37 protein-coding genes are annotated in these 26319 nt (G+C 33.5%); all 37 read left to right on the top strand.

Features of this window, described 5'->3' with window-relative positions:
• Positions 1-127: 127 nt before the first annotated feature.
• The 37 genes from FS458_RS10005 (at position 128) to FS458_RS10155 (ending at position 26292) form a co-directional block, all read left to right on the top strand.
• Complete coding sequence (locus FS458_RS10005) at positions 128-3430, top strand: hypothetical protein (protein ID WP_144700169.1); 3303 nt, start codon at positions 128-130, stop codon at positions 3428-3430.
• A gap of 286 nt (positions 3431-3716) precedes the next feature.
• Positions 3717-4244 (top strand): hypothetical protein, encoded by a 528-nt coding sequence (locus FS458_RS10010; protein ID WP_144700171.1) that lies wholly within the window; start codon positions 3717-3719, stop codon positions 4242-4244.
• On the top strand, positions 4241-4408 hold the full coding sequence (locus tag FS458_RS20690) for a hypothetical protein (protein WP_186320511.1): 168 nt from the start codon (positions 4241-4243) through the stop codon (positions 4406-4408). The genes FS458_RS10010 and FS458_RS20690 overlap by 4 nt, the downstream gene beginning before the upstream one ends.
• A gap of 95 nt (positions 4409-4503) precedes the next feature.
• The gene (locus FS458_RS20695; RefSeq protein WP_186320512.1) at positions 4504-4656 is read left to right on the top strand and encodes a hypothetical protein; all 153 of its coding nucleotides are present in this window, start codon (positions 4504-4506) and stop codon (positions 4654-4656) included.
• 3 nt (positions 4657-4659) lie between these two features.
• The gene (locus FS458_RS20700) at positions 4660-4830 is read left to right on the top strand and encodes a hypothetical protein (protein WP_156499156.1); all 171 of its coding nucleotides are present in this window, start codon (positions 4660-4662) and stop codon (positions 4828-4830) included.
• Between the two features lie 81 nt (positions 4831-4911).
• Complete coding sequence (locus FS458_RS10015) at positions 4912-5181, top strand: hypothetical protein (protein WP_144700173.1); 270 nt, start codon at positions 4912-4914, stop codon at positions 5179-5181.
• 85 nt (positions 5182-5266) lie between these two features.
• Positions 5267-5674 (top strand): hypothetical protein, encoded by a 408-nt coding sequence (locus tag FS458_RS10020; RefSeq protein WP_066394471.1) that lies wholly within the window; start codon positions 5267-5269, stop codon positions 5672-5674.
• On the top strand, positions 5671-5898 hold the full coding sequence (locus FS458_RS10025) for a hypothetical protein (RefSeq protein ID WP_144700175.1): 228 nt from the start codon (positions 5671-5673) through the stop codon (positions 5896-5898). Before FS458_RS10020 ends, FS458_RS10025 begins: the two co-directional genes overlap by 4 nt.
• Before the next feature lie 69 nt (positions 5899-5967).
• Positions 5968-6396 (top strand): DUF3908 family protein, encoded by a 429-nt coding sequence (locus tag FS458_RS10030; RefSeq protein WP_144700177.1) that lies wholly within the window; start codon positions 5968-5970, stop codon positions 6394-6396.
• 274 nt (positions 6397-6670) lie between these two features.
• Complete coding sequence (locus FS458_RS10035; protein WP_144700179.1) at positions 6671-6988, top strand: hypothetical protein; 318 nt, start codon at positions 6671-6673, stop codon at positions 6986-6988.
• An 84-nt stretch (positions 6989-7072) separates the two neighbouring features.
• Positions 7073-7480, top strand: coding sequence for a hypothetical protein (locus tag FS458_RS10040; RefSeq protein ID WP_144700181.1), 408 nt, complete (start codon positions 7073-7075; stop codon positions 7478-7480).
• Positions 7481-7535: 55 nt separating this feature from the next.
• Complete coding sequence (locus tag FS458_RS10045) at positions 7536-7808, top strand: hypothetical protein (RefSeq protein WP_144700183.1); 273 nt, start codon at positions 7536-7538, stop codon at positions 7806-7808.
• 422 nt (positions 7809-8230) lie between these two features.
• Positions 8231-9028 (top strand): hypothetical protein, encoded by a 798-nt coding sequence (locus tag FS458_RS10050; protein WP_186320513.1) that lies wholly within the window; start codon positions 8231-8233, stop codon positions 9026-9028.
• A gap of 54 nt (positions 9029-9082) precedes the next feature.
• Positions 9083-9514 (top strand): phBC6A51 family helix-turn-helix protein, encoded by a 432-nt coding sequence (locus FS458_RS10055; protein ID WP_186320514.1) that lies wholly within the window; start codon positions 9083-9085, stop codon positions 9512-9514.
• Positions 9515-9961: 447 nt separating this feature from the next.
• Complete coding sequence (locus FS458_RS10060; protein ID WP_222122226.1) at positions 9962-11602, top strand: hypothetical protein; 1641 nt, start codon at positions 9962-9964, stop codon at positions 11600-11602.
• 15 nt (positions 11603-11617) lie between these two features.
• Positions 11618-12895, top strand: coding sequence for a phage portal protein (locus FS458_RS10065; protein ID WP_144700188.1), 1278 nt, complete (start codon positions 11618-11620; stop codon positions 12893-12895).
• Complete coding sequence (locus FS458_RS10070; protein ID WP_144700190.1) at positions 12882-13766, top strand: minor capsid protein; 885 nt, start codon at positions 12882-12884, stop codon at positions 13764-13766. Before FS458_RS10065 ends, FS458_RS10070 begins: the two co-directional genes overlap by 14 nt.
• A 91-nt stretch (positions 13767-13857) precedes the next feature.
• Entirely contained in the window at positions 13858-14469 is a 612-nt protein-coding gene (locus FS458_RS10075) for a DUF4355 domain-containing protein (protein WP_144700192.1), read from the top strand.
• Positions 14470-14542: 73 nt separating this feature from the next.
• Positions 14543-15355: a hypothetical protein gene (locus FS458_RS10080; RefSeq protein ID WP_144700194.1), complete on the top strand. Its 813-nt coding sequence runs from the start codon at positions 14543-14545 to the stop codon at positions 15353-15355.
• A 54-nt stretch (positions 15356-15409) separates the two neighbouring features.
• Entirely contained in the window at positions 15410-15577 is a 168-nt protein-coding gene (locus FS458_RS20705) for a hypothetical protein (protein ID WP_186320637.1), read from the top strand.
• Positions 15578-15585: 8 nt separating this feature from the next.
• A complete protein-coding gene (locus FS458_RS10085; RefSeq protein WP_144700196.1) occupies positions 15586-15894 on the top strand; it encodes a phage head-tail connector protein in 309 nt (102 codons plus the stop codon).
• Positions 15891-16208, top strand: coding sequence for a phage head closure protein (locus FS458_RS10090; protein ID WP_144700198.1), 318 nt, complete (start codon positions 15891-15893; stop codon positions 16206-16208). The genes FS458_RS10085 and FS458_RS10090 overlap by 4 nt, the downstream gene beginning before the upstream one ends.
• Positions 16205-16636 carry an HK97-gp10 family putative phage morphogenesis protein gene (locus FS458_RS10095; RefSeq protein WP_144700200.1) on the top strand — a complete coding sequence of 144 codons (432 nt, stop codon included), beginning with the start codon at positions 16205-16207 and terminating at the stop codon, positions 16634-16636. Before FS458_RS10090 ends, FS458_RS10095 begins: the two co-directional genes overlap by 4 nt.
• A complete protein-coding gene (locus FS458_RS10100; protein ID WP_144700202.1) occupies positions 16633-17037 on the top strand; it encodes a DUF3168 domain-containing protein in 405 nt (134 codons plus the stop codon). The genes FS458_RS10095 and FS458_RS10100 overlap by 4 nt, the downstream gene beginning before the upstream one ends.
• An 11-nt stretch (positions 17038-17048) precedes the next feature.
• Positions 17049-17453 (top strand): phage major tail protein, TP901-1 family, encoded by a 405-nt coding sequence (locus tag FS458_RS10105; protein ID WP_144700204.1) that lies wholly within the window; start codon positions 17049-17051, stop codon positions 17451-17453.
• Positions 17454-17472: 19 nt separating this feature from the next.
• On the top strand, positions 17473-17826 hold the full coding sequence (locus tag FS458_RS10110; RefSeq protein WP_144700206.1) for a hypothetical protein: 354 nt from the start codon (positions 17473-17475) through the stop codon (positions 17824-17826).
• Positions 17827-17834: 8 nt separating this feature from the next.
• Entirely contained in the window at positions 17835-18128 is a 294-nt protein-coding gene (locus FS458_RS10115; protein ID WP_144700208.1) for a hypothetical protein, read from the top strand.
• A 7-nt stretch (positions 18129-18135) separates the two neighbouring features.
• Complete coding sequence (locus tag FS458_RS10120) at positions 18136-20295, top strand: phage tail protein (protein WP_144700210.1); 2160 nt, start codon at positions 18136-18138, stop codon at positions 20293-20295.
• On the top strand, positions 20296-21147 hold the full coding sequence (locus FS458_RS10125; protein ID WP_144700212.1) for a phage tail family protein: 852 nt from the start codon (positions 20296-20298) through the stop codon (positions 21145-21147).
• A 13-nt stretch (positions 21148-21160) separates the two neighbouring features.
• The gene (locus FS458_RS10130) at positions 21161-22087 is read left to right on the top strand and encodes a hypothetical protein (RefSeq protein WP_144700214.1); all 927 of its coding nucleotides are present in this window, start codon (positions 21161-21163) and stop codon (positions 22085-22087) included.
• 2 nt (positions 22088-22089) lie between these two features.
• Positions 22090-23220: a hypothetical protein gene (locus FS458_RS10135; protein ID WP_144700217.1), complete on the top strand. Its 1131-nt coding sequence runs from the start codon at positions 22090-22092 to the stop codon at positions 23218-23220.
• 2 nt (positions 23221-23222) lie between these two features.
• A complete protein-coding gene (locus tag FS458_RS10140; protein ID WP_144700219.1) occupies positions 23223-23561 on the top strand; it encodes a hypothetical protein in 339 nt (112 codons plus the stop codon).
• Positions 23561-23686 carry a CD1375 family protein gene (locus FS458_RS21030; RefSeq protein WP_260858554.1) on the top strand — a complete coding sequence of 42 codons (126 nt, stop codon included), beginning with the start codon at positions 23561-23563 and terminating at the stop codon, positions 23684-23686. Before FS458_RS10140 ends, FS458_RS21030 begins: the two co-directional genes overlap by 1 nt.
• A 40-nt stretch (positions 23687-23726) precedes the next feature.
• A complete protein-coding gene (locus tag FS458_RS20890) occupies positions 23727-23852 on the top strand; it encodes a CD1375 family protein (RefSeq protein WP_255552098.1) in 126 nt (41 codons plus the stop codon).
• Positions 23853-24078: 226 nt separating this feature from the next.
• On the top strand, positions 24079-24603 hold the full coding sequence (locus tag FS458_RS10145; protein WP_144700221.1) for a hypothetical protein: 525 nt from the start codon (positions 24079-24081) through the stop codon (positions 24601-24603).
• Between the two features lie 66 nt (positions 24604-24669).
• Positions 24670-25809 carry a siphovirus ReqiPepy6 Gp37-like family protein gene (locus FS458_RS10150; protein ID WP_144700223.1) on the top strand — a complete coding sequence of 380 codons (1140 nt, stop codon included), beginning with the start codon at positions 24670-24672 and terminating at the stop codon, positions 25807-25809.
• A 69-nt stretch (positions 25810-25878) separates the two neighbouring features.
• Positions 25879-26292, top strand: a complete 414-nt coding sequence (locus tag FS458_RS10155; protein WP_144700225.1) for a hypothetical protein — start codon at positions 25879-25881, stop codon at positions 26290-26292.
• Positions 26293-26319 lie beyond the last annotated feature (27 nt).

Raw genomic sequence — 26319 nt, forward strand, 5'->3', positions numbered from 1 at the left:
AACGAAGTTTTGAACTCGCAAGCTAGTAAATGGAAAGCACTTCTCCATTTACGTAGCGCCATCTTTTGAACTTGTATTTTCTACATAATAATCAAATTACCAATAAACAAAGGGAGTAGATAAAAAGATGTCACTTAAACGTAAACAAATCACAGTTAATCAATTTCATTTGAACAACCTTCAAGATAATAATGGAAAGTTAACTATCGCTGAGCCAGGAAGAGAAATTGCCCATTTCCGTAATTTTTACATACAAGCAATTGAAACTATTTTAGATAAAGATATTCTTGATAACACATACTTCATTTTAAAGTTTGATGAAATTAAAGATGATGATGTTGAAACATTAGAATTATACACTCGCACACTTAAAGAGGGAATCTGGTTAAATGATATTCGTTATGTGAAATCTGTAAAGAGTCCATCAATGGTTCGTACTCAAAAAACGTTATTTGTTCGTGAGGATATTGCTAAAAAGGTGCTTGAATATGTCTCACTTAATAAAATTCCTACTCATACAGTCGTTTCTAAGTTGGAAGCTGCCTATGGGATTAGCTTATCTTCAGTGCTAATGGTTGAGTCTATGCCTAGAATAGTAGTTATTAAGGACATGAAGAAAATCATAACAGAAGATGTCGAGGTTATTCGTAACTGTGATACAGATCCAGAACAATTGGCATCTATTGAGAAACAAATCCAATTGGAAAAAGCAATAAAAGAAGAGTGGAAAGAAAATAGACCTTCTAATGAAGATTTAAAGAAACTTCCTTACTTCGATTGGATGAGTTTTGATACACATAAAAGTAAAAACGCATGGTATAAGGAAAGACGAAGAATAAAACTGGATCAAATTTCGAAACCTGCTGGATACGGTGAAAGTTACAATGTTGTTTATCCTGTTTACGAAGAAAGCCAAACTGAAGAAATTGAGTTTCCGAAGATTTCTAGTGAAACAATTGGTAAGAAAGTAGAGTACATTCCCAATCACCAAGTACCTATGACAATGTTTGATGGGCAATCATTAGGTAGTTTTGAATGGTTTGAAAAAGTAAGTAAAGAATTAAACCTAAAGTATGTAACTAATGGTATTCAAGGAAGGTTACCATACTTTAAATCATTAATTGTTCGATTTGATTTTAAGAAGTGGTGTAAAGAAAACGGTGTAACAGTAATTGTTGATTGCTTTAATGTGTCTCACAAAGTTTCAGAAATTGATATTATTGCAACTGAATCATGCTGGAAAGCTTTTCAAGACTATAGCTCAGGTAAAAAGGAATGCCTGTTTTCTTCAATTGATGAATGGTATGAGTTGATGAATCAATACAGGGTTAATCAGTTCGGAGTAGCAAACTATGCAAAAGATGAATTATTGATGAATGAATTTACTCCATTAAACTACCAGTTCATTTATGCTTTGCCGAAACTTAGTTTTGAAGATTTGAAGGAACTTAGTAAACCTTATGAAAAGCTTCTTTATAAAGTTAAGGAAGGTAAGGATATAGGTTATATTAAAGCGTTCTTGAAGATGATGGATAGCTCAGAAGGAACAGATTACTTCTCTGATAAATGTTTAGACATGATTAGCATTGATGAGAGATTAATACATGATAAAAAGATTGAAAAATTCTTACGTTACCGTGTATCTGATGAGTTAAAGAATTTGATGAAAGGGCGTATTCCTATTCGTGGAGGATACCGATATATTACACAGTGTCCGATAGCGTTTATGGAATGGGCTGTACATCGTAAAGAAGATAGGGTAAAAGGATTTTTGGATACTCCGTATACAGTTTATAAGAATGGTACTACTGGTGAGTATTTGTTGATGAGAAACCCTACTACAAGTCCAAAAGAAACCGTTAGAGCAACTTTTATCGAGTCTGATAATGAGTATGTGAAACATTTAAATTCAATCATAGTGACAGGCATTAATGACTTGCATCTTCCTAAATATACGGCAGACGTAGATGGTGACACCGTTTTGTATACAAAAGAAAAAATTCTCTTGAATGCAATGCTTGATAATGTGCCTCTTATTCATGAAGGAGATAAACAGTTTAGTTCTAATGATAAGGCGGAATACACTGAGTACAATTTAGAGGAGATCATTAATTATGAAAAGCACAATACCTCTTCGATGATCGGCATTCTGACTAACTGGAATACTAAACTTCAAGATCTTGCATTAGCTTATGAAGATTATAAGAAAGCAGATTTAGTTGTAAGTGTTAATAAAATTTATCAGATGCAATTAATTGATGCTGCCAAAACTGGAGAAAAAGTTGAAATAGCTTACCCGATTCAGATGCACGGAAAAAGAATAAAAAAGCCGTATTTCATGATTAATGTATATGGTGGTAAGCGTGAAGACTACAGCACAGATATAAGATCACCTTTAAATCAATATGTGCACTGGATGCAAGGTAAAAAGGAAAAGATTGAATCTACTTTCCTTAAAGACATTGACCCTGAATACTACCAATCAATTGATAATCCAGTGGAACTGTTCCAGTATAGAAAGCAACTGCCTCATAGCGATTACATTAATGAAATAGTGGAAAAGTTAAAGCCTTTGTATGAAGAGTATTCAAATCAAAGAAACAAAGTTAGGAAAGAACTGTTGGACTATGATAAGAAAGCAAAGATGAAACAAAATGCAGAAGAAAGAGATTTGATTCGGTCAAAGTATGCAACGATAAGAAATGATTATAAATTCAAGTGTCGCAAAGTCGAACCGAACTTAAGTATTTTAGCGTCTGCTGCAGTAGAACTTTCATACCGATTAAAAGGGACTTATGACTTTGCTTGGGATGTAGCTTATGAGGGTATGAGATTTAACGCTCTAGAGAATAGGGTAAATCAAAAAACTACGTTATATGATTTGGGTTCAATTGATACTGAATTCGGGATTACAGGTATCGCCCATGTAATTGATGGTGAGATGGTAATTAAACAGGCTGAGTTAAACAGATCTGATGTTAAGTTACTTGAATATCCATTAGTTATTGATACTGGTTTAGAAGATGGTAAGTATTCTGTCCTATCAATAATGGGGAGACATTTTGCTGTTATGGAGATTGAAAATAATCACCCTGAATACATGTGTCATTATTGGTATGAGGTTAAAGAAGAGAAGACCGTGGGTATTGTTGATAGCAAAAACATTCGTTTCTTAACTAGAGGGAAACCGGCTAAAGATGTAATAGGTGATGTACTAGATAATGAATTCACACTAATTACAGTCCCTGAAAAAGGTTATGCTAATGTATATAAGGGTGAGGAAATGCTTTGTAGTATTGCACCTGATTTTATTTCAAAAAAAGGAATTAAGATGGGTATGAATGGGTGGAAGGTTGTTTTCCATTCTGTAAATCCGCCTAAAGAAAATCAGAAAAGTTTCACTGCAAATGTAACTATAAGTGCCTGCTAACCGCAGTCACTGGTGATAGATATTGTCAATTAAATTGTCATTATTTATTACTCCTAATAATTGTTATTGGACACTAACTTAATTGTTGGTGTCCTTTTTTTATTTTCCAATTAACGTTTATTTATTGAATGTTAACTGGAGTATAAAAATTAAGTTCATGTCGTGATGACACAACTTTCAAATTAAATTAAATGACCCGAGAAAAAGAAGCCGCCTTTACTCCAAAGGTTGAAGGCTTCTTTTTGCTTGTGGCTAACACTATAAAATTTGAAGGAATGATATATAGATGATTAATGAAGAAGTAATTTTAACACCAGTTCCAGGATTTAAAGATTACTTAGCGGATACGTTAAACGGCAAAGTATTCAGCAAGAAGTCAAATAAATATTTGTTGCAAAATGCAAAAGGCACTGGCGATGACAACAAGTATCTTATGACTGCCTTAATTGATTCAGAAGGTATCTCACATCCAATGTATTTGCATGAAATTATCATATCTAGCCATACAGGACTATTGAAGTCGCAATGGCGTGCAATTGGACTTGAAGTAAATCATCTTACGAAGGATACCAAAGACTGTAGTATCAGTAATTTAGAGCTTACTTCAAGTAAAGGTAACAAAGCTTCTAAAGATAAATTTATTAATGCTGTTCGTTTATCCATAGTAGTTGCTGAGCAGCTTAGAAAAGAGTTTATCAATTGGACTGGTAGTAAAGTTGAATGGTATAAGATGAAAGCTGAAGAGAACGGTGTAACAGCAAGATCTATCCAGAATATTGTACTTGGCTACACATATAAGGAAGAAACTGAATGATTGATGCTATCGTAAACCGCCTTGTTAAGCTGCCACATATCATCGGTTTGTTTCAAGGTGATATTCAAGATGCAGAAGAACAAATTAGATTTATGCTGACAAATAGCTCGTTGGATGAATCAGAAGTTGACGACTACTTTTTAACTTTACATAATAAGAAATAATCAATTATTGCGTAATTTACTTAAGAATGAAATAATTCTGAAAATGTGCTATGCTGTCTCTTCATCTTAGAATTAACAACGAGGAGACAGGTAGTATGATACGCAATATTCCGAAAGACGGTAAGATTACTTATAAAGATTCATGTGATTTAGAGAAGAAGAGTAATCTAGATCAAGCAATAGCTAAACTTATTTTAGAAGTACACAATAAAACTAAGAATACCGACTTATTGGGTAAAGGTAAATAAATTATGAATAACAACAAGACCGATCAGAACGAAATTAAGAAGAAGCGTAGATCGATTGTACGTACAGACAGAGTTAAGGACTTCTCTTCTATAGAGAGGCTATTGAACAATGAAGAGTTCATGAACAGGTTGCTTAATGGGATTAATGAAGCATATTTAGGTGATAAGAAATAACAAATTTTTACATTAAACAAAGGACATCTGTCATATCCTGTCAAATATATAATGTATTCGTCAGGAAGGGAGGTGTTAAGAATGAAAGAGACATTAAAAGTAAATATCTTGTTTTATGACTTAGATAATAAAGTTGAAATGGATTTAAATGAAGCTCAAATTAAAGCAATAAATCCCGAATTTAGTATCAAATATTTAATTGAAGAAGCACATAATCTCAATGGTACATTATTGAAATTTAATGATGGTATGAAACGAATTGTAAATACTGATATTAACTATGAGGATAAAGATAATCCTATAAGAACAATCATTTTTAAATTCCAGAACGAAGAAAAGGCAATATATTAATAACCTTTTTGTATGAACAAGCATCCCGTTAATCGGGGTGCTTTTTTAAATTTTCCAATCTTCCCACCGATATATTTAAGTGGGGGTGTATGAAATTAACATTTTTAGTGAAATTATACTGGGTCAAAATTATAAGGAATTTTATTCTTTCGCGAAAAAATTTAGAGAAGAAAAAGATATTGAAAAACAAATGGATAGGCTCATTATGCTTAAGGAACTGGAAGATGATGTATTGTTATTGGCAATCGCTAAAACCGAAGCTATAGAATCACATTATGATCATTCTAAATATCTTGCTGCATATGTTGCTTTAATGGCTACATACTTATTAGCGTTTTCTAGAGTTGTTCATCCTATGATAGCGTTCCTTTTAACTGCTGGAATCTTAGCAGGTATTTTATATGGATCAGTTTTAGAAAAGAAAAAAAGAGTAGAAGCTGTTTTTTTAAAGAGTTTACTTACCCAAATAAAAAATGAAAGAAATAAAAAATGACACAAGGAATTAATTATTCCCTACAAGCTGATGAATTGCTCATATTAGCTAGCTGGTCTTTAGAGGGTTTTGAGAAGGGTTATAAACAAAGGTTAGCTCCGGTTCAGAAAGAGTTATTTATGATTGGATTTATAACAGGTGTAATTTACAAACGTTTCACTGAAGAAGAAGCAAATGAAATAATGGATATAGTTATGGAAAGATTAGAATTTTATACAAAATAACTTAAATTTCAGCAGGAATCTCCAATATTTGTATGGAATATATATACAAACGAAATTGGAGGGATATTAATGAAAATAAGCTATGAATACTTTGTAGAAGATCTTGCTGGAGAAGAAGATGTTTCAATAATATATTTCATAAATAAGTTTGTTGAAAAAGAAAATATCAAGTTGTTTTATCCTAAAAATTTGTTTACGGATAAGAAACTAATAGCTCATCTTTTTCTGGATAACCAAATATTTATTTTTGAGAATAATCAAGATTTAAAAATACGAGTTTTTTATTATGATCAAGTGAAAAACTTTGAACTGATTACAGAAGGAAGATATAAGCCTCTAAATTTAAATGTTTTTCTTTCTACTGGAGAAACACTTGAATTTAATAGTGTGAATGACACTAATCAACATTGGGGAAGATCATTTTCGGAAGAAGTTGAAGACATCTTTAAGCTTCTTATTCAGAAAACATCACAACCTAAATCAATCGTAGAACAATGATTAAGCTAAATTTAAAGCTCTTAAATGAGTTGAAACAAATAGCTAATCAACAAGGTGAGTTTCATGTTGAGTATAGTTATAACACATTAAAAATAAGTAATGAGTTTGATAAGCTACGCAGTAAAGGATTAATTAAGATAGAGAAAAATAAGTTTAATGCCACAGGAAATGGCGTTGTTTTAGAGGTTAAAGGTAAAATTCTGAAGGATATATTCACAGTAGTATAGCATCTTCCTGTTTCATTTATTATTTGATGAGAAGGGAGGTATGGAGAATGAGTGATGTAATACAGATTAGACAACAACTAAGAAAATCAGTTTTAAATGAATTATATGATTACCATTTCGAAAATAATGGTGCCTATAAAGATGTAGCACAAGAAATAAGTAGTCATGAAACAAATCTTGCTTATGAGTATTTGTCAGGTAAAGGCTACATTATATTTAAAGCAGCTAATAAAACAATTGCAAATGCTAAAATCACATCTCAAGGAATTGATATTATTGAAAGTGGTTATCCCCTGTCATACAGCTTAAATGAAGCTATAGATCAATTAGCAAGAGATATAGTTAATACAAGAAGTTATAGATAATATTATTAGCATCCGTTGATTCGGGTGCTTTTTATATTGCCATTTATACCACCTTTTGACAGAATAATGTCAAGGGGGGAATTTATGAAAAAGCTACTCATCATTTTAGGAATACTAATAATCATGGCTATTACAAATCCTGATAAAGCTGAGTTTATAAGTTTTGCAGAAGGTTTAGCTCTTCATCAAAGTGAAGGTTTTATTGAAGAAGTTTCTGCTTATTTATTTGCAGAGAAAACCGCAGAAATAGTTACAGAATCACAGAATTATGTAATCTTTTCAATCTATACTTTACCAGGTGTAGATGGTAAGGATATTAATTTTATTGGTCTATTTGATAACTTCTTTCCAATTGGCTCAGTTAATATAAATTTAGATACTGTTGTGGGATTCTGTGGGACTATTTTGCTTATGTTAATCCTTCTTAGAGTGGTTAGGAAGATGATTTCTAAAGATGAAATTGATGAAGAGAAGAATGAAATACAATCTTAATAAATATTTAGCTGTCCTTTGTGGCGGCTTTTTATTATGAATTGGAGTTGATTAAGTGTTTATTATTACTATTATCACTTTAATTGCATTTTCTCTTGTTTGCAGCTTGTGTATTGATTTACATGAAGAGAATAAGCGTTTAAGAAAGTGGCAGCAATCTAGGGTTGAGCATGATCAGAGGTTAAGTGAAGAAGTATTTGATAGTATTCGTGAGAGCTGTGAAGAGATTCAAAAGAATTTAGAAGGACAATTTAAGTATTTTGAAGAAAGAATTGTGCACTTAGATGATGAGATCATAGATGATACTGTAACACTTTTGGAAAGATAAATGATGAAACCTCTAATCGATAATATTCGTAGGTAGATAAAAAGGATAATGGGGGTTATTGGTATGTTTAAAAAGAAATGTAAACAGTGTAAGGTTGTATTGGAAAAAGGTTAAAAGGAATTCTGTAGTGATGAACATAAGGAACAATGGAGGACTGAGAATCTTAGACCGTTCCAGAAGGCTATATTGGATAAAACAGAAAAGTGGGCAAGTAAGCCTAGTAAGTAATTAGGACACCTGTGAGGGTGTTTTTTAATGGTTACAAAACAAAGTAGTAATAAAGGATAAACGTGAATTTTGTAGAATTTTTCACTTTAACGAAATCCTAATAAAGTGAGTGAAAGAATATGCCTTACATGTATAATGTTCAAATTGATTTTTATAATGATTGGGTCTCTTTTTTAAAAAGGAGACTTATTGAAATGGGATATGAACCAAGAGGTACTTCTGAACAAATTAGTCACCAATATTTTAATCTTCATAAAAGATTAGTAAATCCAATTAAACGAAAAGTAATGTATTCTAAAGAATTTTCTTGTCCAGAGGACTTAAAAAAAGGTCTTCGCCTTGTAACAGATAAGATAGAGAGAGGGGAAGATATCCGACTGCACCTAAGTAAGGAAATTTTTAATTTGGATTACAATGATTACTTATTAAATGACTGGGGTATTCATCACATACATCTTGGAACTAAACTGAACAAATATGGCTATATAGAAAGAACTGGTCCCGTATTATTCGTACGTTTTACTGATCAATTTGCTTACTATATAAATGTAATGGGACATGGTAGTTGGGGAAAACAAGAGCTAGTAAGAATATTATCTAGGAACTGGCCAGAATCTATTTCTCAATTTCGTTTAATTGGTATAAGTGGGAGAAATCCCAAAATTAAAGATAGTGATGTTGTAAAGCTAAGGGAAATGCATGTTATGACATTTACTGAGGGACAAGAAGGTGAAATATATGCACCATTTGGAATGGGAATAACGAGCAGTGGAATGAGCGTAGATGCTGTTAGAACATCTGACTACTATTTAAACCGTATTAAAACTATAGAACATTACATAGTGCAGAATTGTTCAAAACTTATTAATCAGGCAAAGAAAATCGGTTACAACTTCAATCATAATATTCACATGGTTTTGGGAATTGAAGGAGAAAATATATATGCTCTTGAAGTTAATTCTAGGGTATTTTTCAATTTAGGGAAGTTATAGAAGTTGATAGCATTTAGAATTAGAATATTGTAAAATTGTAAGGTGGTCGAAACAGTGATTATCGATGATAAAAAAATATTAGCAATTGAATTATTAGCTGATGGAGAATTAACTAAAACTGCAGTATCAGAACGTGTAGGTATTGCTAGGCAAACTTTATATGATTGGTTAGGTAATGAGGAATTTATTGCAGCATTGGACGAACGACTACACAATCGCAAGAAGTTCGTAGAAAAAATGTTCGATGGAAAGTTGGAGTTTGTAGTTGATAAGTTGTATGAACTGGCTACAGATGATAGCAACAAACGTGTTCAAGCTCAAATCCTTTGTTATCTTGCAGATCGAAGTTTAGGTAGAATCCCATCTAAGCATGAATTGACAACTAAAATAGATGCAGGTAAGCCTAATGTATCCACTGATATTCTTGAAGAAGAACACGCTAAGTGGGAGCGAAATATCATAGATGTGGAAGCAGAAGAACTCTAGATAAAATGTTTATTTTACTTGTTTAACTTTATGCATAAAATAAGCGGGAAATAAAATCTATACATACTGTAAAATGTTGTTATATCAACGATGTATAAAATATTGCATAACAAATAAAAAACGACATCACACAAACCTATTGTTAACAAGGGTTTTGGAATTATTTGATTCCCTATAATTAACATTATGTCAACCGATTTTGAATACCGTATTCATAAATTGTATACAAATGTAGGGATACATGGGGGCATTCTAAATTTTGAATTCTCCATTCCCATTGCATTCACCTACACAATTTTTTATATAATTTTTATAAGTTTGGGGGTGTAAACTATAACTCAATTTGATACTCAAGAAAATCGCGATCTACTGCGTAAATATCTATTTAAAGACTTTCTAAAACGTGGATACGATAAGAAGTTAGCAATCGAACGTACTGGTGAATTAATGAAACAACATAATAGAAACTTATTCGGCTCAAATGGTCTTGCCTATTCACTAGGTAAACGATCATTTGAGTTTTTCTGTTTATATTTCCTTCAAGATTTCTTTGTACCTAAATCAACTAACTTGTCTCGTCCTCTCGCACCTGTTCATTATGAAGTGTGGAAAGAACTAGAGAATATATTCATTCATAATACTCACGATAAGCAAGAATTTATTCTCCCTCGTGGATGTGCTAAGACAACTATTATTGATATGGCTTTAAGTTGTTTTTTACATTGCTATAAAGTCAGTACTTTTACAATTGTAATGGCAAATAGAGAACTAGATGCAGTCAACTTTGTAGATCAAACGAAGAAAGCATTACAGACTCCATACATTGTTCATACTTTTGGTACTTTAGTTAATCCACGTAATCGAACAGTTAATAAATTGGAACTTGAATTAGATAACGATACCAAAATACAAGCATATTCATCTGGTTCATCTGTTCGTGGAGCTGCTTATATCTCACCTAATGGAATCTTTAGACCAATGGTTTATATAGCAGATGACTATATTTCTGAGGCTGATATCCTGACAGATGAAAGTAAAGCTAAAAAGTATCTGAAATGGCAAAAGGAAGTAGAAGAAGGTGGAGATGAGGCAGTATATCGTGAAGGTAAACTCATTAAACCTGCTACTAAGTTTCTTGTGTTAGGTACTCCATTAGCTCCTGGTGATTTTATTGATTCAATTAAGAAGAATCCTGAATATAAAGTATTTCACCGTTCTGTTGTAGATTTTGATATAGATAAATACTTTGATGAACATGAAAAATGGCAAGAGTTTAAAAACATTCTATACAATGACAAGTTAGAAGATCCACTTCAATCTGCTATGGATTTCTACAATGAAAATAAAGAGGATATGGACTTTACAACCGTTTGGAATGGTAAGTATGAGTGTTATAAGATGGCTATCAAGTATTTTGAGAAGCGAATAGCATTCATGCAAGAACTTATGTGTATATCTGAAAACATTGGTGATAAGTGGTTTAAATCAAATGCGACACAATCAAAAGAAGATATTGAGAATCATACTTTCACTAAGACAATGCTATGTATAGATACAGCAGGTGTAAAGAATAAAGATAAGAAACGTTCTGACTCATTTGCTTTTGCTGTTGGTTCATCCTCTGATAATGGATTTAAGTATATTCGTTCTGGTCAGTTAAGGAAGTTTAATGAATTTGACGAGTATATTGACCATGTCCTTTATTTGTTAAAGGAATTTAAAGATATTGTTCATTGCTATATAGAAAAGAATACATACAACGGCTTGGACGTTGAAAATATCAAGAAAAAGATTGAAAAAGACAAAGAATTATCATCTAGAGACATTACTTTTATCAATGAGATGCAACGTAAGAATAAAGATGAAAAAATATCAACGATTGTATCTGATGTGAACAATGGTCGTATAATCTTCTGTGAAAATAGAGTAGAAAAAGAGTTTCTTTCTCGAATTATGGACTTTGCTGGCCAGAAATTTAGTTTACACGATGATAGTCCAGACGTTGTAGCAGAATTTGCGAATAGAATTGATGAAATCCAAGTAATCAAGCCTATAAAACTATTCAGCAGATCAGCTTTAGGCTTATAAGGAAGGGGTGAATTAATGGAAATTACACAAGATTTATTAAATAAATGCTTTGAAGCATTTAGATTGCAACAAAAAGAGAAAGAAAAGTATCAACGTTATTATGATGGTAAACACGATATCTTATCTAACTACACTTTCTCTAAAAATCGCGCTAATACTAAAATTGTAGTGAACTGGTTTAAGAAGTTTCTACACGATGAACTAGCTTATTCTCTGAGTAATCCTGTTAATTACATAGATAAGAATGGGAATAAAAATTATAAAGATCGGATTGATACCGATTTCTCAACGTGGGAGAAAGTTCATAACCAAAAACTAATGCTTAAAACAAATACATTTGGTCATGCGTATGAATTACGGTATCTAAAGGATAATGAGTTTAAATCTACGGTCTTAACACCATTGAATTGCTATGTGTTAGAGGGAAATGATGCTGATAGAACTGTCCAACTTGCATTACATCACTATACGGAAAGTCAATTCTCTAAGAAAGAACTTGTTGATGTGTACTTACCGAATAAAGTTGTTTGGCATTTTGAAGTTGATGGCAAGCAACTAAAGAAAATCGGAGATAGTGAGCATGCTTTCTTATCAGTTCCAGTAAGAGTTGTTGAAGCTAATACTGAACGTAAGAGTATGTTAGATGATATTAAAGATTTAATTGATTCTTATAACATTACTATTTCAAATATGGTCAATGAGCTATCTGACTTTAGAATGGCACTTCTTAAGGTAATCGGTACTAAATTTGAAAATGATGAAGATGTTTCTAAGGTTATGGAAAAAGGTGTTATTCAACTTCAAACAGGTACGGAAATTGATTATTTAATTAAGAACTTACCTGATCAGTTTGCTAATAGTACTTTAGGAGAAATCAAAGAGAATCTGTACAAACAAGCATCACATATAGATACAAATGAGAAACTTCAATCTAATACAAGTGGTTCAGCATTACGTGGGCGATTGATTACATTAGAAAATAAGTGTACAACAATCCATACCATGCTTGAACAGTGTATTAAATCAAGATTGAAGGACTATTTCTACATACTGAAGATTAAAGAGAATATTGATTATGATTACAGATTAATCAAGCAGAAATTCACGATGAATGTCCCTACTGACTTGTTACATTTAGCTGATATTGCATCAAAACTAAAGGACATCTTTGCTTTAGAGACACTGTATTCACTATTCCCATTTGTTGAGAATCCTTCTTTAGAGTACCAAAAGTATTTGAAGGAAAGAGAATCAATGATGGATAGAGAAGTTGATTTAGATGCGGTTGAATAAGTATTTACAACTATTACGTACATTAATTGAACAGTTAGTAACTGGTAATATTAATGATCTATTAAGATTGTTTAAGTCTTCGCTTGGAACTGTACAAAAGGATATTAATTCTTTGTTATTACCTTATATTGTTGATGGTAAATTATCAGTATCGAAGAAGCAGCGTTATAAATTGCTTAAGAAACTTGATAAAACTCTTCTTAAACAAGTAAAAGCATTAGGGAAGAAGGATATTGATTTAACAACCAAGATACTTAATGAAGTTACTTCAGAGTCATATTATCGTACTGCTTTTTTGATGGAATCTGGTCAGGATAAACCGATTGATGTTGTAGCACTCCAATCTAACGAAATGAAAGCAATCGTTGATACTCCTGTTAAGGAAGAAATGTTTTCTGATCGTATTTGGAAGAACAAAAAGAAGTTAGTCAAACAAGTTAGATATAGTGTTGAACAAGCTTTAATAAATGGTACCGACCCTAAGAAACTTGCTAAAGAAGTAAAGCGGATATTTGGAGTATCTACATACGATTCTGAAAGACTGATATTTAATGAAGTTGCAAGAGTTCATAGACAAGCTCAAGATCAAGTATATGAGCAGATGAAAGTTAAAAAGGTAATGTTCGATGCAACCTTAGATAAAGTTACAAGTAAATACTGTCGTGAACATGACGGTAGGATTTATGAGTTCGGAAAACATCCTAACATTCCTGCAGATTCTCATGTTGGTTGTAGGTCTGATATTATTCCTGTTGTTGATGGGTGGAAACCTACCGTTAAAAAGGAAAATATCAAGAATGAAGATGGAGTAAAGCCGATTATTGATTACTCCAATTATGAAGAATGGATGAAGAATAAAGGATTTAAGTAAACACCTAATTTAAGGTGTATTTTTTATGGTTAAAAATCAACTTGCACTCATTGGGCATTAGCGTTTTGAGGGCAAAAAGGAGAAAAGAAAGATGAATTTAGAAGATATTAAGAAGTTTTTAGATGAGAACAAAGGGCAAGAAGAAGTAAGTGCATATCTTCAGGGCTTTAAGAAATTTGGTGTTGATGAGGTGCAAAAGTTTGTAAGTGAAAATGAAGAGGCTCGTAAATGGTTTGATTCTGAAAAGGATAAGCATTTTTCAAAAGGTTTGGATACGTGGAGAACTAATAATCTTGAAAAGATTATTTCTGAAGAGATTAAGAAGCGTAATCCTGATAAAACTCCAGAACAATTAGAACTGGATAAATTAAGAGCTGATCTTGAGAAAATGCAAAATGAAAAAGTAAGAGAGACGCTTAAAAATAAAGCTTTAACTGTAGCTGGTGATAAGAAAATTCCTACATCTTTGATTGATTTCTTTATTGGTCAAGATGAAGAAGGGACACTTGCAAATCTAGGACAGTTTGAAACAGCTATGAATGAGTATGTGAAATCTCAAGTTGAAGATAGATTGAAAGGTTCTTATACACCTCCAGGTGGCGGCAATCCAAGTGTTATTACTATGGATCAATTAAAGAACATGTCTACTGAAGAAATTGCAAAACTAGATCCAAAATTATTAGACGATTTGTTAAAAGGATAAGTATTTGTCTTTCAGGCTAGACGTAAAAGAAGCACTATAAATATAAAAAATGATAAGGTATAGGTGATTTAATATGGCAGTAACATCTTTTATTCCACAAGTTTGGGAAGCAAAACTATTAACAAAATACAACAAAGGAGCAATTGCAGAACTTATTACTACTCGTCCTACTAAAATTGCAGGTAATACAATTACTTTCAACAAAGCTACTGACGTAACAATTAAGGACTATGCTGGTTCTGTTGCATGGGATACTGTTAACACAACTTCTGTTGATATCCTTATGAATCAAAAGAAATATTTCTCAATTCAAGTTGACGATGTCGATGCAGTTCAAGCTGCTGGCGAATTAATGCAACCACATGTAAACGGTGCAGCAGTTAGCCTACAAGAAACAACTGATAGCTATGTTCTTGGTTTGTTCACTGGTGCTCACGCTGACAATGTTATCGGTAACGATACTACTCCAATCGCATTGACTAAAGCAAATGTTTATGACTCTATCGTTGATCTTGGTACTAAATTGAACAAGAAGAAAGTTCCAAAAGCTGACCGTTTCTGTGTTATTGATTCTGATGTTCTAGGACTTCTTTCTAAAGATGACCGTTTCACTCGTTCACCAGTTGTTCTTGAAAATGGTGTTGTTGAAGGTCAAAAGATCAATGGGATGCAGATTGTTGTATCTGAAGAGTTGTCTCAAGCTGCTGGTAAGAAGAAGATCATGGCACTACACAAAGAAGCAATCGGTTTCGGCAAGCAAATCGATCAAGTAGAAGCTATGCGTCTTGAAAATGCTTTTGCTGACGGTGTACGTGGTCTTACTGTTTACGGTTCTTCTGTACTTCGTCCTGAGGCACTTGCAGTACTTACTGCAACAGTAGCATAAATACATACTTGGAGAAGGGTTAAATCCCTTCTCTTTTTTTAATGAGGTGATTTGATGTTTTTTAAAAATAAAGAAACAGGTCTAATTTGGGAAGTTACTGATGTAGATCATATTAAACGGTGTAATGCTGACTCTAATTATGAGGAAGTTCCTGAGCCTAAGAAGACAAAGGAAAAGGAAGATAAAACAGAACAACCAAAAAAGAAACCTGTTAAGAAATAGGTGATGAAATGGATACACAAGAAGTAAAAGATATTCTAGGTATCACTAATTCCAAACATGATATATACATTCAAACTTCTATCCCTTTGTTTATAGAATTCATTCAAGAGTACAGTAACAATAGCTTTCTTGATGAAAGTGGAAATGTTGTATTAAAAGGCGGGGCAAAAATTGCACTTGCTAAAATGATTGAATACAACATGAATAAATCAGGTCAATCTTCTCGTTCATTTGGAGAAGTCTCATACTCTTTTGATACAGACTTTCCGCAATCAATACTCAAGTTACTACAGCCTTATTTGAGGATAAAAGTATGAATGAGTATCCTCACACAATAACATTCCAACAAAAAACAAAAATTCCAGATGGTTCAGGCGGATATACAGAAGATTGGGCTACATTCAAAGTAGCCGATGCTTTTGTTCAACCTTTAACAGGGAACAAACTTTTAATAGCACAACAATTACAATCCAAAATAAATTACAAAGTATTCATGGACTTTGATAGTGAAATCAATTCTAAATTAAGGATTGATTATAACGGGAATATCTTAAAAATAGATGCTCCAATAGATCAAGGTGGATTAGAAGAAGTTTTATGTCTGTTGTGTGTTAGTGAGGTAAGTCAATGAAGCTCGATTTTGAATTAAAAGGACTTGAGGCTTTAATCAACAACATCAAAGATTACGAGATAAACAAAAAGACAGATGTTAGTAAGATTGTTAAAGATACAGCGATGAAAATTCAAGCCAATGCGAAACAAAAAACTCCTGTAAAGTCAGGTACTTTAAAGAGAAGTATTTGTGTTGATCTCTCGACAGATGAAATGAGTGCAGAGATTGGAACCTCGCTTGAATATGCTGCTCATGTTGAATTTGGGACAGCACCTAGAACGATTTCAGTTAATGAAGCCAATGTTCTTAGTGACGGGAAACAATTCTTTGGGAAAGAAGTTAAACATCCGGGTAGTAAATCCCAACCATTTCTTTTTCCTGCTTATGAACAAGAAATCCCTGAATATAAGAGTAAACTAGCTGAAGCTTTGAGGGATGTAAAATGAAGACTGCAATACTAAGCTTGCAAACCGCCATTTATAATAGACTGTCTAATGATGCACAATTAGCTGCAAAAATTACTGGTGTTTATGATGCGGTAGATGAAAATACTGTCTTTCCATACGTAACGGTTGGAAATGGGGATACAGTTAACAACTGGTCTACTTCTACTTGGTATGGAGAAGAGTTAACACATACATTACATGTTTGGTCACGTTATAAAGGTAAAAAAGAAGCAGTAGAAATCATGAATTTGATAATAAACGCTCTTTCTCAACCACTATCCATTGATGGTGGTTTTTTAGTGGAGTTTACACAATTAGAGTTTATGGAAGTGCTTAGTGATCCTGATGATATTACAAGGCATGGAGTAATGCGGTACAGATTTAAGATAAGAAACCAATAGGGGGCTATATAATGCGTGGAGTAGATATTTTATTAATGGTTAATACAGGAACAGATGCAGTACCAGTTTGGACTGCTGTAGCTGGTCAACGTAATGCAACTCTGGCAGAAGAAAGCGAAACAATTGACATTACGTCAAAAGATTCTCAAGGTGCTTTTGAATACGATTATGGATTTTATGGATGGACTATTGATGCAGATGGGGTCTATGTCAAAGATGACGCAGGATATCAAGAGCTTAAGGATGCTATCCGTAATAAACAAAAGATAAAAGTTCGTATTCAAGAAGAAGGCGTTGCTACTGAAGAAGGAATGGCTTTAGTTACATCAGCAGAATTTGAAGGTGCTTATGATGCTGAAGTTACATACTCAGTCTCACTTCAAGGAACAGGAAAACTAGAAACGCCAAGTGCGTAATAATTGGAGGAAATAAATAATGAGTTTACAAAAATATGTTGAAGTACAACTTGATGGTAAAACAAAGCTTCTTAGATTTGACTATAATTCGGTTTCCGATCTCGAAGCATTTTATGGAAAAGGTATCAGTTCAATTCTTACTGAGGAGCAAATGGGATTTAATACACTTCGTATTTTCTACACATTTGGATTGAAATGGAAAGATCATGGAATTACTCCTCAAAGAGTAGGAAATATGCTTGGTGATGCAATTGACAATGGAGAATCGTTAGAATCACTTTTCAAACCAATTATGAAAGGCTTAAAACTCTCTAAACTTCTTGGAGATGACTTTGATGTTCCCGAAGATGAGGAAGTAAAGAACCCAAACTAAATAAAGGGATGGATTGGAAAGGGATCAAACAATTAGCGTTTGGTCCCTTAAATTTATCCCATGATATTTTAGGAAAATTAACTCATGGCGAATTCATGGAGCTAGTTGAAGGGTTTGAATGGCGAGATAAATATCAACGTTCAATGATGGCTATCCATGCGAGAACAATAATGTCCGCTCAAGGTAGGAAACCTCTAGATCCTGTTAAGACATTTGATTTAAAGCAGAAGAAAGAGAAAAAGAAAACTACTGCTGAAGAGAGTAAAGGTATTGTTCAAGAATTAGAAAGAGAAATGGGGTGAGTAAGTAATGGCAACTATTGCTGAAATGATGGTAAAAATCGGTGCTGACACCTCTGGTTTAGAAATGAGTACAAAACAAGTTCAAACAGACTTTAAAAAGATGGGTTCAAATGTTTCAATTGCTGCAAAAGATATGGGACAAAGTGTTACTGGATTATCTGGTAAATGGAAACTCATGTCTGACGAAATGAAATCAGCGTACACTCAAGCAAGTGCAAGTTTACAACCGTTTAAGCAAGATATGGTAGAAGTCGAATATGGATTCTTCAAACTTGGTAAAAGTATGAATGATTACAAGGGTACAAATCAAGAATTTATGTCTGAAGTTGAAGAACTGGGGAAACGACATAAAAAAGTAACTGAAAACATGCTAAAAAACAATGATTTCATGAAACAATCCTTTATACAAGGTGTAGGACAAATGTTAGCAAGAAGTGGTCAAAGTGAGAAGATCGCAGCTAATTTTGAACGAATGGGAAATCCCCTTTACACAGTTAATAATGGATTATTAAAGATTGGTAGTAGTTTAGAGGGTGTTGCAAGACAAGGTAATGCAACTGTATTGGCATTGAAACAACTGGGTCCCAATGCAAACATGAAAGAGTTATTAGATATGACTCGTATGATTAATATTGGTTTGTTACGTACTGCATCTTTAGCTTTATTAGCTGGAATTGCATTTGTTGGAATTAATGTAGGTTTAGCTAAGATGGCAGAAAATAATGGATTTACAGAACTTAGTACATCACTAAGCACTTTAGGAAGTACTCTAAATACAGCATTACTACCATTCATTGAATCTTGGGATAAAGTAATTGGTGCAATTGTATTGGGAATAAATAAGGTTGCTGAGTTATGGGCTACTTTTAGTCAGTTGAATCCAGAATTAAGTGCAGCTGTATCTTGGTTTGCTTATCTGTTCGTTGGACTTCTAATATTGCTTGCACCTCTTGCGGTAGGAATCGGGTTGACTGGCGGGCTTACAGCAGCCTTCTCGGCTTTATGGCTTGTAATTAGTCCTTTTGTAATAGGGTTCCTTTCTGTTGCAGCTACAGCAGCAGTTGTAGCTGCAGCAATTGTAGCAGTTGGAGGAGCATTATACATGCTCTGGACTAAGACTACTTGGTTCAAAGATGCGGTAATTTCTGTTTGGGAAGGTATAAAAAGTGCCACACTTACTGCATGGAATTATGTTTACAATAACGCAATTAAACCAGCAATCGATGCAATTTATAAATTTATACAGAGTAAAATGGCACAAGTTAAAGCTTTTTGGGATCAAAACGGACAACAGATATTACAAGCTGGGAAAAACGTTTGGTCAGTCATTTCTAAGGTAGTAGAGGTTGCAGTTAAAGCAATCGGAGCAATTCTACAAGTTGTTTTCCCAGTTGCAAAGGCACTGGTAATTTCAACGTGGAATGCTATAAAAATGACTATATCAGGTGCAATAGACATTATCCTTGGAGTAATTAAGTTTTTCTCTGCATTGTTTACTGGGGATTGGAAAGGTGTTTGGGAGGCTTCTAAACAAATTCTTTCAGGAGCTGTTCAGTTTATTCTTGGCTTTGTGCAAATTACCTTTATCGGTGGTATCACAAGAGGAATTACTGCATTCGGTTCGACTTTGAGAACATTGTTTTCGGGTATCTGGAATACAGCAAAATCTATCTTTACTACTGGAATAAATGGAGTGAAAAATGTAGTTACATCTGGTTTCGATAACGTAGTTTCATTTATTACAGGATTGGGAACTACTTTCTTTAATGCAGGAAAAGGGTTAATTGATATGATGGCTAGTGGAATTAAAGCAGCAGCAGGTAAAGTGCTTAAAGAGATGGAAGAAATTGCATCAAAAGCAAGAGATTTCTTACCGTTTTCACCTGCAAAAACGGGTCCATTGAGTGACTTAGATAAACTAGATTTTGCGGGTCCGATTGGAGATAGTATTTCCAAAGGTATGCCAATTATTAAAGGTTTATTAACTGATGTCCTTCAATTACCAAACATACAAGGTGGTTCATCTGATTCTTCAAGTTCGTCATCAGGTAGAAGCGGTATAGTTCAAAACATCACCATTAACAGTCCAAAAGCTCTTTCTCCATCCGAGACAGCACGTAAACAATTACAAGCAAGTAAACGTTTAGCAATGGACTGGGGGATTTAAATGGAAACATTAACTTTTATAAATGCTAATGGAGACTCTATTACATTCGATGGAGTCTCTTTTTCATTGGTTTCAGTAAATGGATTAGGTGATGTAGGAGCAGATAATCAAACTCAAAAATCACCTTTCCAAGATGGAAGTACTCTAATTCAAACAATCCTAAATGAAAGATTTGTAGAAATTGAATTCATTATCAAAGGATTAGATTATAAACAACTCTCTGAGAGACGAAGAGAGTTTTCAAGGGTAACAAATCCGAAGCTTGGAAAAGGTACTTTAAGATATGACAATGGATACTTAATTAGAGAAATTGAAGCTGTAGCTGAAAGTGTTCCTGTTTTTCCTGATGGTGAAAATCGAGGAAATCGTCATCAAAGAGGGATGCTTACTTTTCTGTGTCCTTCACCTTATTGGAAATCAACATCAATTACTGAAGAACCTACATTTGAACCGTTATTCCAATTTCCGTTTGAGGGTATTTTTGAAATGGGTATTCAACGTGATCAAAGAACTATAATAAACGATGGTGATGCTCCTGCACCTATTTATGTAGAGTTCTATGGAGCAGCTACAAATCCAATCATTACAAATATAACTACTGGTGAGTTTATTAAAGTAAATCAGACTTTAAATGAAGGCGAATTCATGAGGGTTGATACTACTGATGGAAGGAAAACGGTTGAGTTTGTTTCACCTGATGGAACAGTTACAAATGTATTTAACTGGATTGATCTAGATAGTACATTCTTTAAACTCGCTATTGGCGAGAATGTCATTGAATATTCTGCAGACAGTGATATACAAGGGGCAATTGTTAATATAAGATACAGCAAATTATATAACGCTGTATAGAAAGGATGAAAAAATGGCTGAAATATCAAAGTTTTTTAACTCTGCACCTGGAGATTTAAGAACATATCAAGCTAGTGATTTTGCTGATTATTTCGGCAACGTTTTAAGCTCAGGACTGTTACATACTGACAATGTTCCTGCATTAGAAGTTAAATGTGAAGGAACAGATTTGAGGACGTACGTTGAAGTAGGGAAAGCCATTATAGATGGATATGGATATGAGAATACAAGTAATTTGTATCTCACACATGCATTACCAGAAGCGAATTTAGACCGTATTGACCGTATTGTATTGCGATTGGATAAACGGAATCAGAGTCGCTTTATTAAATTGTTTGTTTTGCAGGGAACAGCATCTGCAACTCCAGTTGCTCCAACATTACAACGTGATGAGTTCATTTATGAATTATCACTTGCGCAAATTAGGGTAAGAGCAAATACTTCAACTTTAAATCCTGCTGATTTAATTGATGAGAGATTGGATGAAAATCTTTGTGGTTTAGTCTATTCATTGATTAGTATTCCTACCAGTCAATTTCAAGCTGAATGGGATGCTTTTATGGCAGATATACAATCAGATGGGTTCGCTTCTGCAAGCGAGCTTGCTGCACATAAGGCGGATTGTGTGTCACATATCACCGCACAGGAACGGGCAGACTGGAACGCCAAAGAAACACCGGATGGCGCAAGGAAGAAAGTTGAACAGACAGATTTTAAAGTCTATAAGACTAATAAAGATTCTAACGGCATTTTTACAACAATCGAACACAAACGGCAGGATGATACTTTAGCGGTAAAATCAGTCTTGAGTGGTGGCACCTCTCCCAGTTACACTACACGAACCATCACATATTACGGTTTAAACGGAACAACAGTGGAAAAAACAAGAGTCCTTACACTGTCTTATGATGCTGATGGTGTTTTGATAAGTGAGGTGTAAATATGATCGATATACGTGAGCATGGAGGTATTTTTGGTGAAGGTAAATATAGAAAGGGTAGTGAGATTTTTGCTGGCTACTTAAAACCGGCGAGTTTACCGAAAACAAAGGCGAATTTCCAAATCTATATACAAAGTTCAACCGGGTTGAGTGGGAGTTATGACAATGCTGAGGATATTTTATTAATAACGAATAGTTCTTATTCAAGTTCAAATTTGCGGTTTGTCAATTCTAAAACACTAGAACAAATAAAGGTTTTAAGCCCCTCAACAGATTATAGTGGTAACATCCCTTCAAAACGTTTTTGGCAAACTAGAGTCTATCGAGCAGCAAGGGCAAGGTATTACGCAACTTATAATACTTATAGTAGTGGAATTGAGGAAGTACAAATACAAAGAGATACTGATGCAGCATTAATTGCAACTCTCACCGGAACTGGAATTGATATCGTATTAAAATTAGTAAACGATTATGTTGTTTATTACCATGACTATGCCAATAAAATAGAGAAAATAGACTTAATCAACGATATAAAAACAACGATTAAGCAATTAAACAGTGGAGATGTTATTCAAAAAGTTTTTGGTTGGGATAAATTTATCGTTAAAAATGGAAGTACATCTTATTTACACAATTTAGAAGGGATACAAGTTGGTACAATTTCGTCAGCAATCTCTCTTAATAACGGCCTTTTCTACCATGCTCCAACAAATACTATAAAAGCAATTGGTTTTGAATACGGATCTTCTGGAGGACATTTTTTTTACACGTGGAACGCCGACACATTTGTATTAGTATCAAGGGTTAGGCTGTCAACATATGCATCAGTGTCGGTTGGCATGGGGCAAGCGTATTTTCACAGTAAAACCGGTGGATTGGCTGTGGAAATGGGAGATGCAAATGGCGTTTATTATACAGTTACTTTTAGAGTTAAAAGTGATGGGACATTAGACGACATAGCAAATCTTGTTACAACTGGATGGTTTAATTTCAATAAGATTCCAAGTATAAGATGCGGTACTGCTATTACAAGCATAGCCAATGATGGTTTAGTTAACTATGAGGGCGAAACTAGCAATCAGTATTACTATTTCCCACAAAAAATTTCACCATACTTTACATTGGAGGGTTAGAAATGATTTTCATAAAATTAGACGAATTGAATCATATTCAGTTAATACATCATATGCCATTTGACGAAAAATACGGATTAGGTAAAACAAAAACAGAATTAGAAAGTGAAGGAATCTTTGTTGATTCGATTCCAACCCCAGATACCTCAAACCCAAAGATGATTCCAGAGCTAAAGTACAACGGTAGTGCTCTATATTATGAATATATTGAAAGGCCACTCACACCAGAGGATAAAATACAGCAATTAGAATCTGAACTCGCTATATCAAAAGAGGATAATGTTTCAAATATGTTAGCAATAACTGAGTTGTATGAATTGATTCTAGGAGGAACCGCCTAATGGTAATCGTAAATATATACTATAAACTCATTAAAGCTGGAGCAAAGACAATTGAGCAAGTTCCAGAGATCCACAAAGCAGAGGTTCAGGAGTTATTAGACAATGAATCTGCTACACAAAATTAGAATGATCGTTTACCTTCTCTGAAAGGGGGTGGACAAGGATATGGTAACTGTATACGTGACTTTAATCGTACGAGGGTATAAAACATATAGCCAAGTACCAGTAACACTACAACCGCAAGTAAAATCTGAACTTGAAGCTCTTGAGCTTGGAGAATTAGCACAATAACGCCAATGAGGGCGTATTTTTTATGCCTTCATAATGCGGTTTTGGATCATTATGCGTAATACATAAGTATTTTTAAATATTAGTGTGTATTAAGATAAATTAATGAGTAGCCGGCAGGATATAAAACCAAAAATGTAGAATTTTTATGGGAAATTTATGCTTGAACTAGATTAACAAATACCTCCTCTCTAATTTTTGAGTTATAATTTTAAAGGGGAGGTTAATAATGTTAGATGTTAGAGTAACTGAGTTGGAAAGTAAGTATGAAAGTTTGCAAGACATGGTGAGTATGGTAGATGAATATTCTAGACACATGACATCTCAAATGTGGACGATGTTAGGGGTTTTTTTAACTGTTTTAATTTTTGTGCTGAGCGGAGCTGCTTATTTCCTAATTAGAAATATTGTTAACGACAAAGTCAATAAGGAAATTGATAAACGTCTAATTAATTTAATAAAAAATAATCCACCTGTATTTAATGCTTCAGGTTCGTCCATACCAGACGATAAAAATAAAATTCATCTTAACTCCAATATCCCTGGAATTGAGCAGCTTATACCAGATCAGGTTTTAATATTTGAAGCTACTTCTGAAAAAGCAACATGGAATAGCTTATCAGGAGGTTTAATACCTATATTGCGGTTGAATGAGAACGGAATAGTAGAAATAGAAATTCCCAATTATCATGAAAACAATGGACTAGTACACTGGAAAATTCTGTGGTCAAGAATTGAATATTCTAATAAGTAACAGCAATTAATCATACCAAGAAGAGGGCGATAATTCGTTCTCTTTTTTATTGGAAGGAAGGATTACTTGAAACCAATTAGGATTTTAAACAGCCAATTAGATTTGTTAGCTGAAATAGATGACTATGAATCACTTATTTTTATAAGTAGGTTTCATAAAATTGGCGAGTTTGAGTTTCGTATTAATATCAATAAGAAACACACTGAAAAACTTATCAAAAACAATATCATTTTGCTTGGTGGATCTAAACATAGAGCAGGTATAATAAAGCACCGTCAAATCGAACTGAATGAAGATGGGCAAGAACAATGGTTTATTAAAGGTTATTCATTGCAGCATATTGCAAGTCAAAGAATAAGTGTTCCTTCAATTAATACATCACATGATCGTAAAAGCGGAAATGCTGAAACTGTAATGAAACATTACATTGATAATCATTTCATTAATCCAGTTGACCCTTCTAGAAAGATTGGTTTAATTAGATTGTCTCCAAACTTAAATCGTGGTACTCAGTTATCTTTACAGAGCAGATTTAAGAACATTGCTGAAGAGTTAGAAATTTTATCAATATCTTCAGGTCTTGGATGGGACATAAAAATTAACACACAGACAAAGAAGTTTGATTTTGATGTAATCGAAGGGAAGGACTTAACAACTAATCAATCTATGAATCCACCTGTAATATTTAGTGTAGACTTTGACAATATTCAATCTGCTGAGTATGTGGACTCTGATTTGAATTATAAAAATGTTGCCTACTCAGCAGGACAAGGAGAAGGGGTAGACCGCAGAGTAATTGAAGTTGGATCTGGAAGTGGTCTGGATAGAATTGAAACCTTCATTGATGCAAGAGATGTAAATGAAGTTGGTGAAAATGAAGTTCCAATTCCTGAATCTGAAATTATTGCTCAACTCACTGAAAGAGCTGAACAAGACTTATTAGAGTTCTCTAATGAATCTACTTTTGAAGCTCAAATATTAACCAATGGTCCCTTTGTTTATGAGGAAGATTGGAACCTAGGTGACATAGTAACCATTCAAAATAGAAAATGGGGAGTAACTTTAAATTCTAGGATTACTGAGGTTAAAGAAGTGTTAGAACCTTCTGGCTATCAATTAGAAGCAACTTTTGGTCAATCCCGTCCTACTCTAATAGATCGTATCAAACAAGAATTAAAACAAACTTCAGCAGAAGTTAGGAAATAATTTCGTTATACTTTTAAATGTAGTTGTTTTATGTTACACATTAAGTAACTTTTAAAAGATGGTGATATTATGTTCAAATGGATATTAGGGTTTCTCTTAATTTTAGTGGGATTAGGTTTTGTAGGTTATAACTATGCAATGGATTATGCGTCAGATAAAGTAATGAATCAAGTTTCTAATACATTAGTTGGAAATGAAGAAGAGGTAAATAAGTTACTTAGTGACCCTCAGATTAAGAATTATATCGAAGCTAACGAAGAACCTCCTGAAAACCTGCCATTTACAACCAAGGAAGAAGCAATGAAAGTTGTTTCTAAGAAATACTCTGTAAATGAAATGGTAGAAATGCGTGATAAGGTAAGGGAAGGTTTAACTACTTTTGAGAAAGAAGAAATATACCAAGATTTAAAATCAAAACTCTCTAAAGAAGAACTAGAAGCTTTAAAGATAGTCGCTTTAAAAGAAATGAAAAAGACTCAATAAGAATTTTGAAAGTCCTAATTTAATTCG

Origin of the sequence: Fictibacillus phosphorivorans, assembly GCF_007673525.1 — a bacterium.
GTDB lineage: Bacteria > Bacillota > Bacilli > Bacillales > Fictibacillaceae > Fictibacillus > Fictibacillus phosphorivorans_C.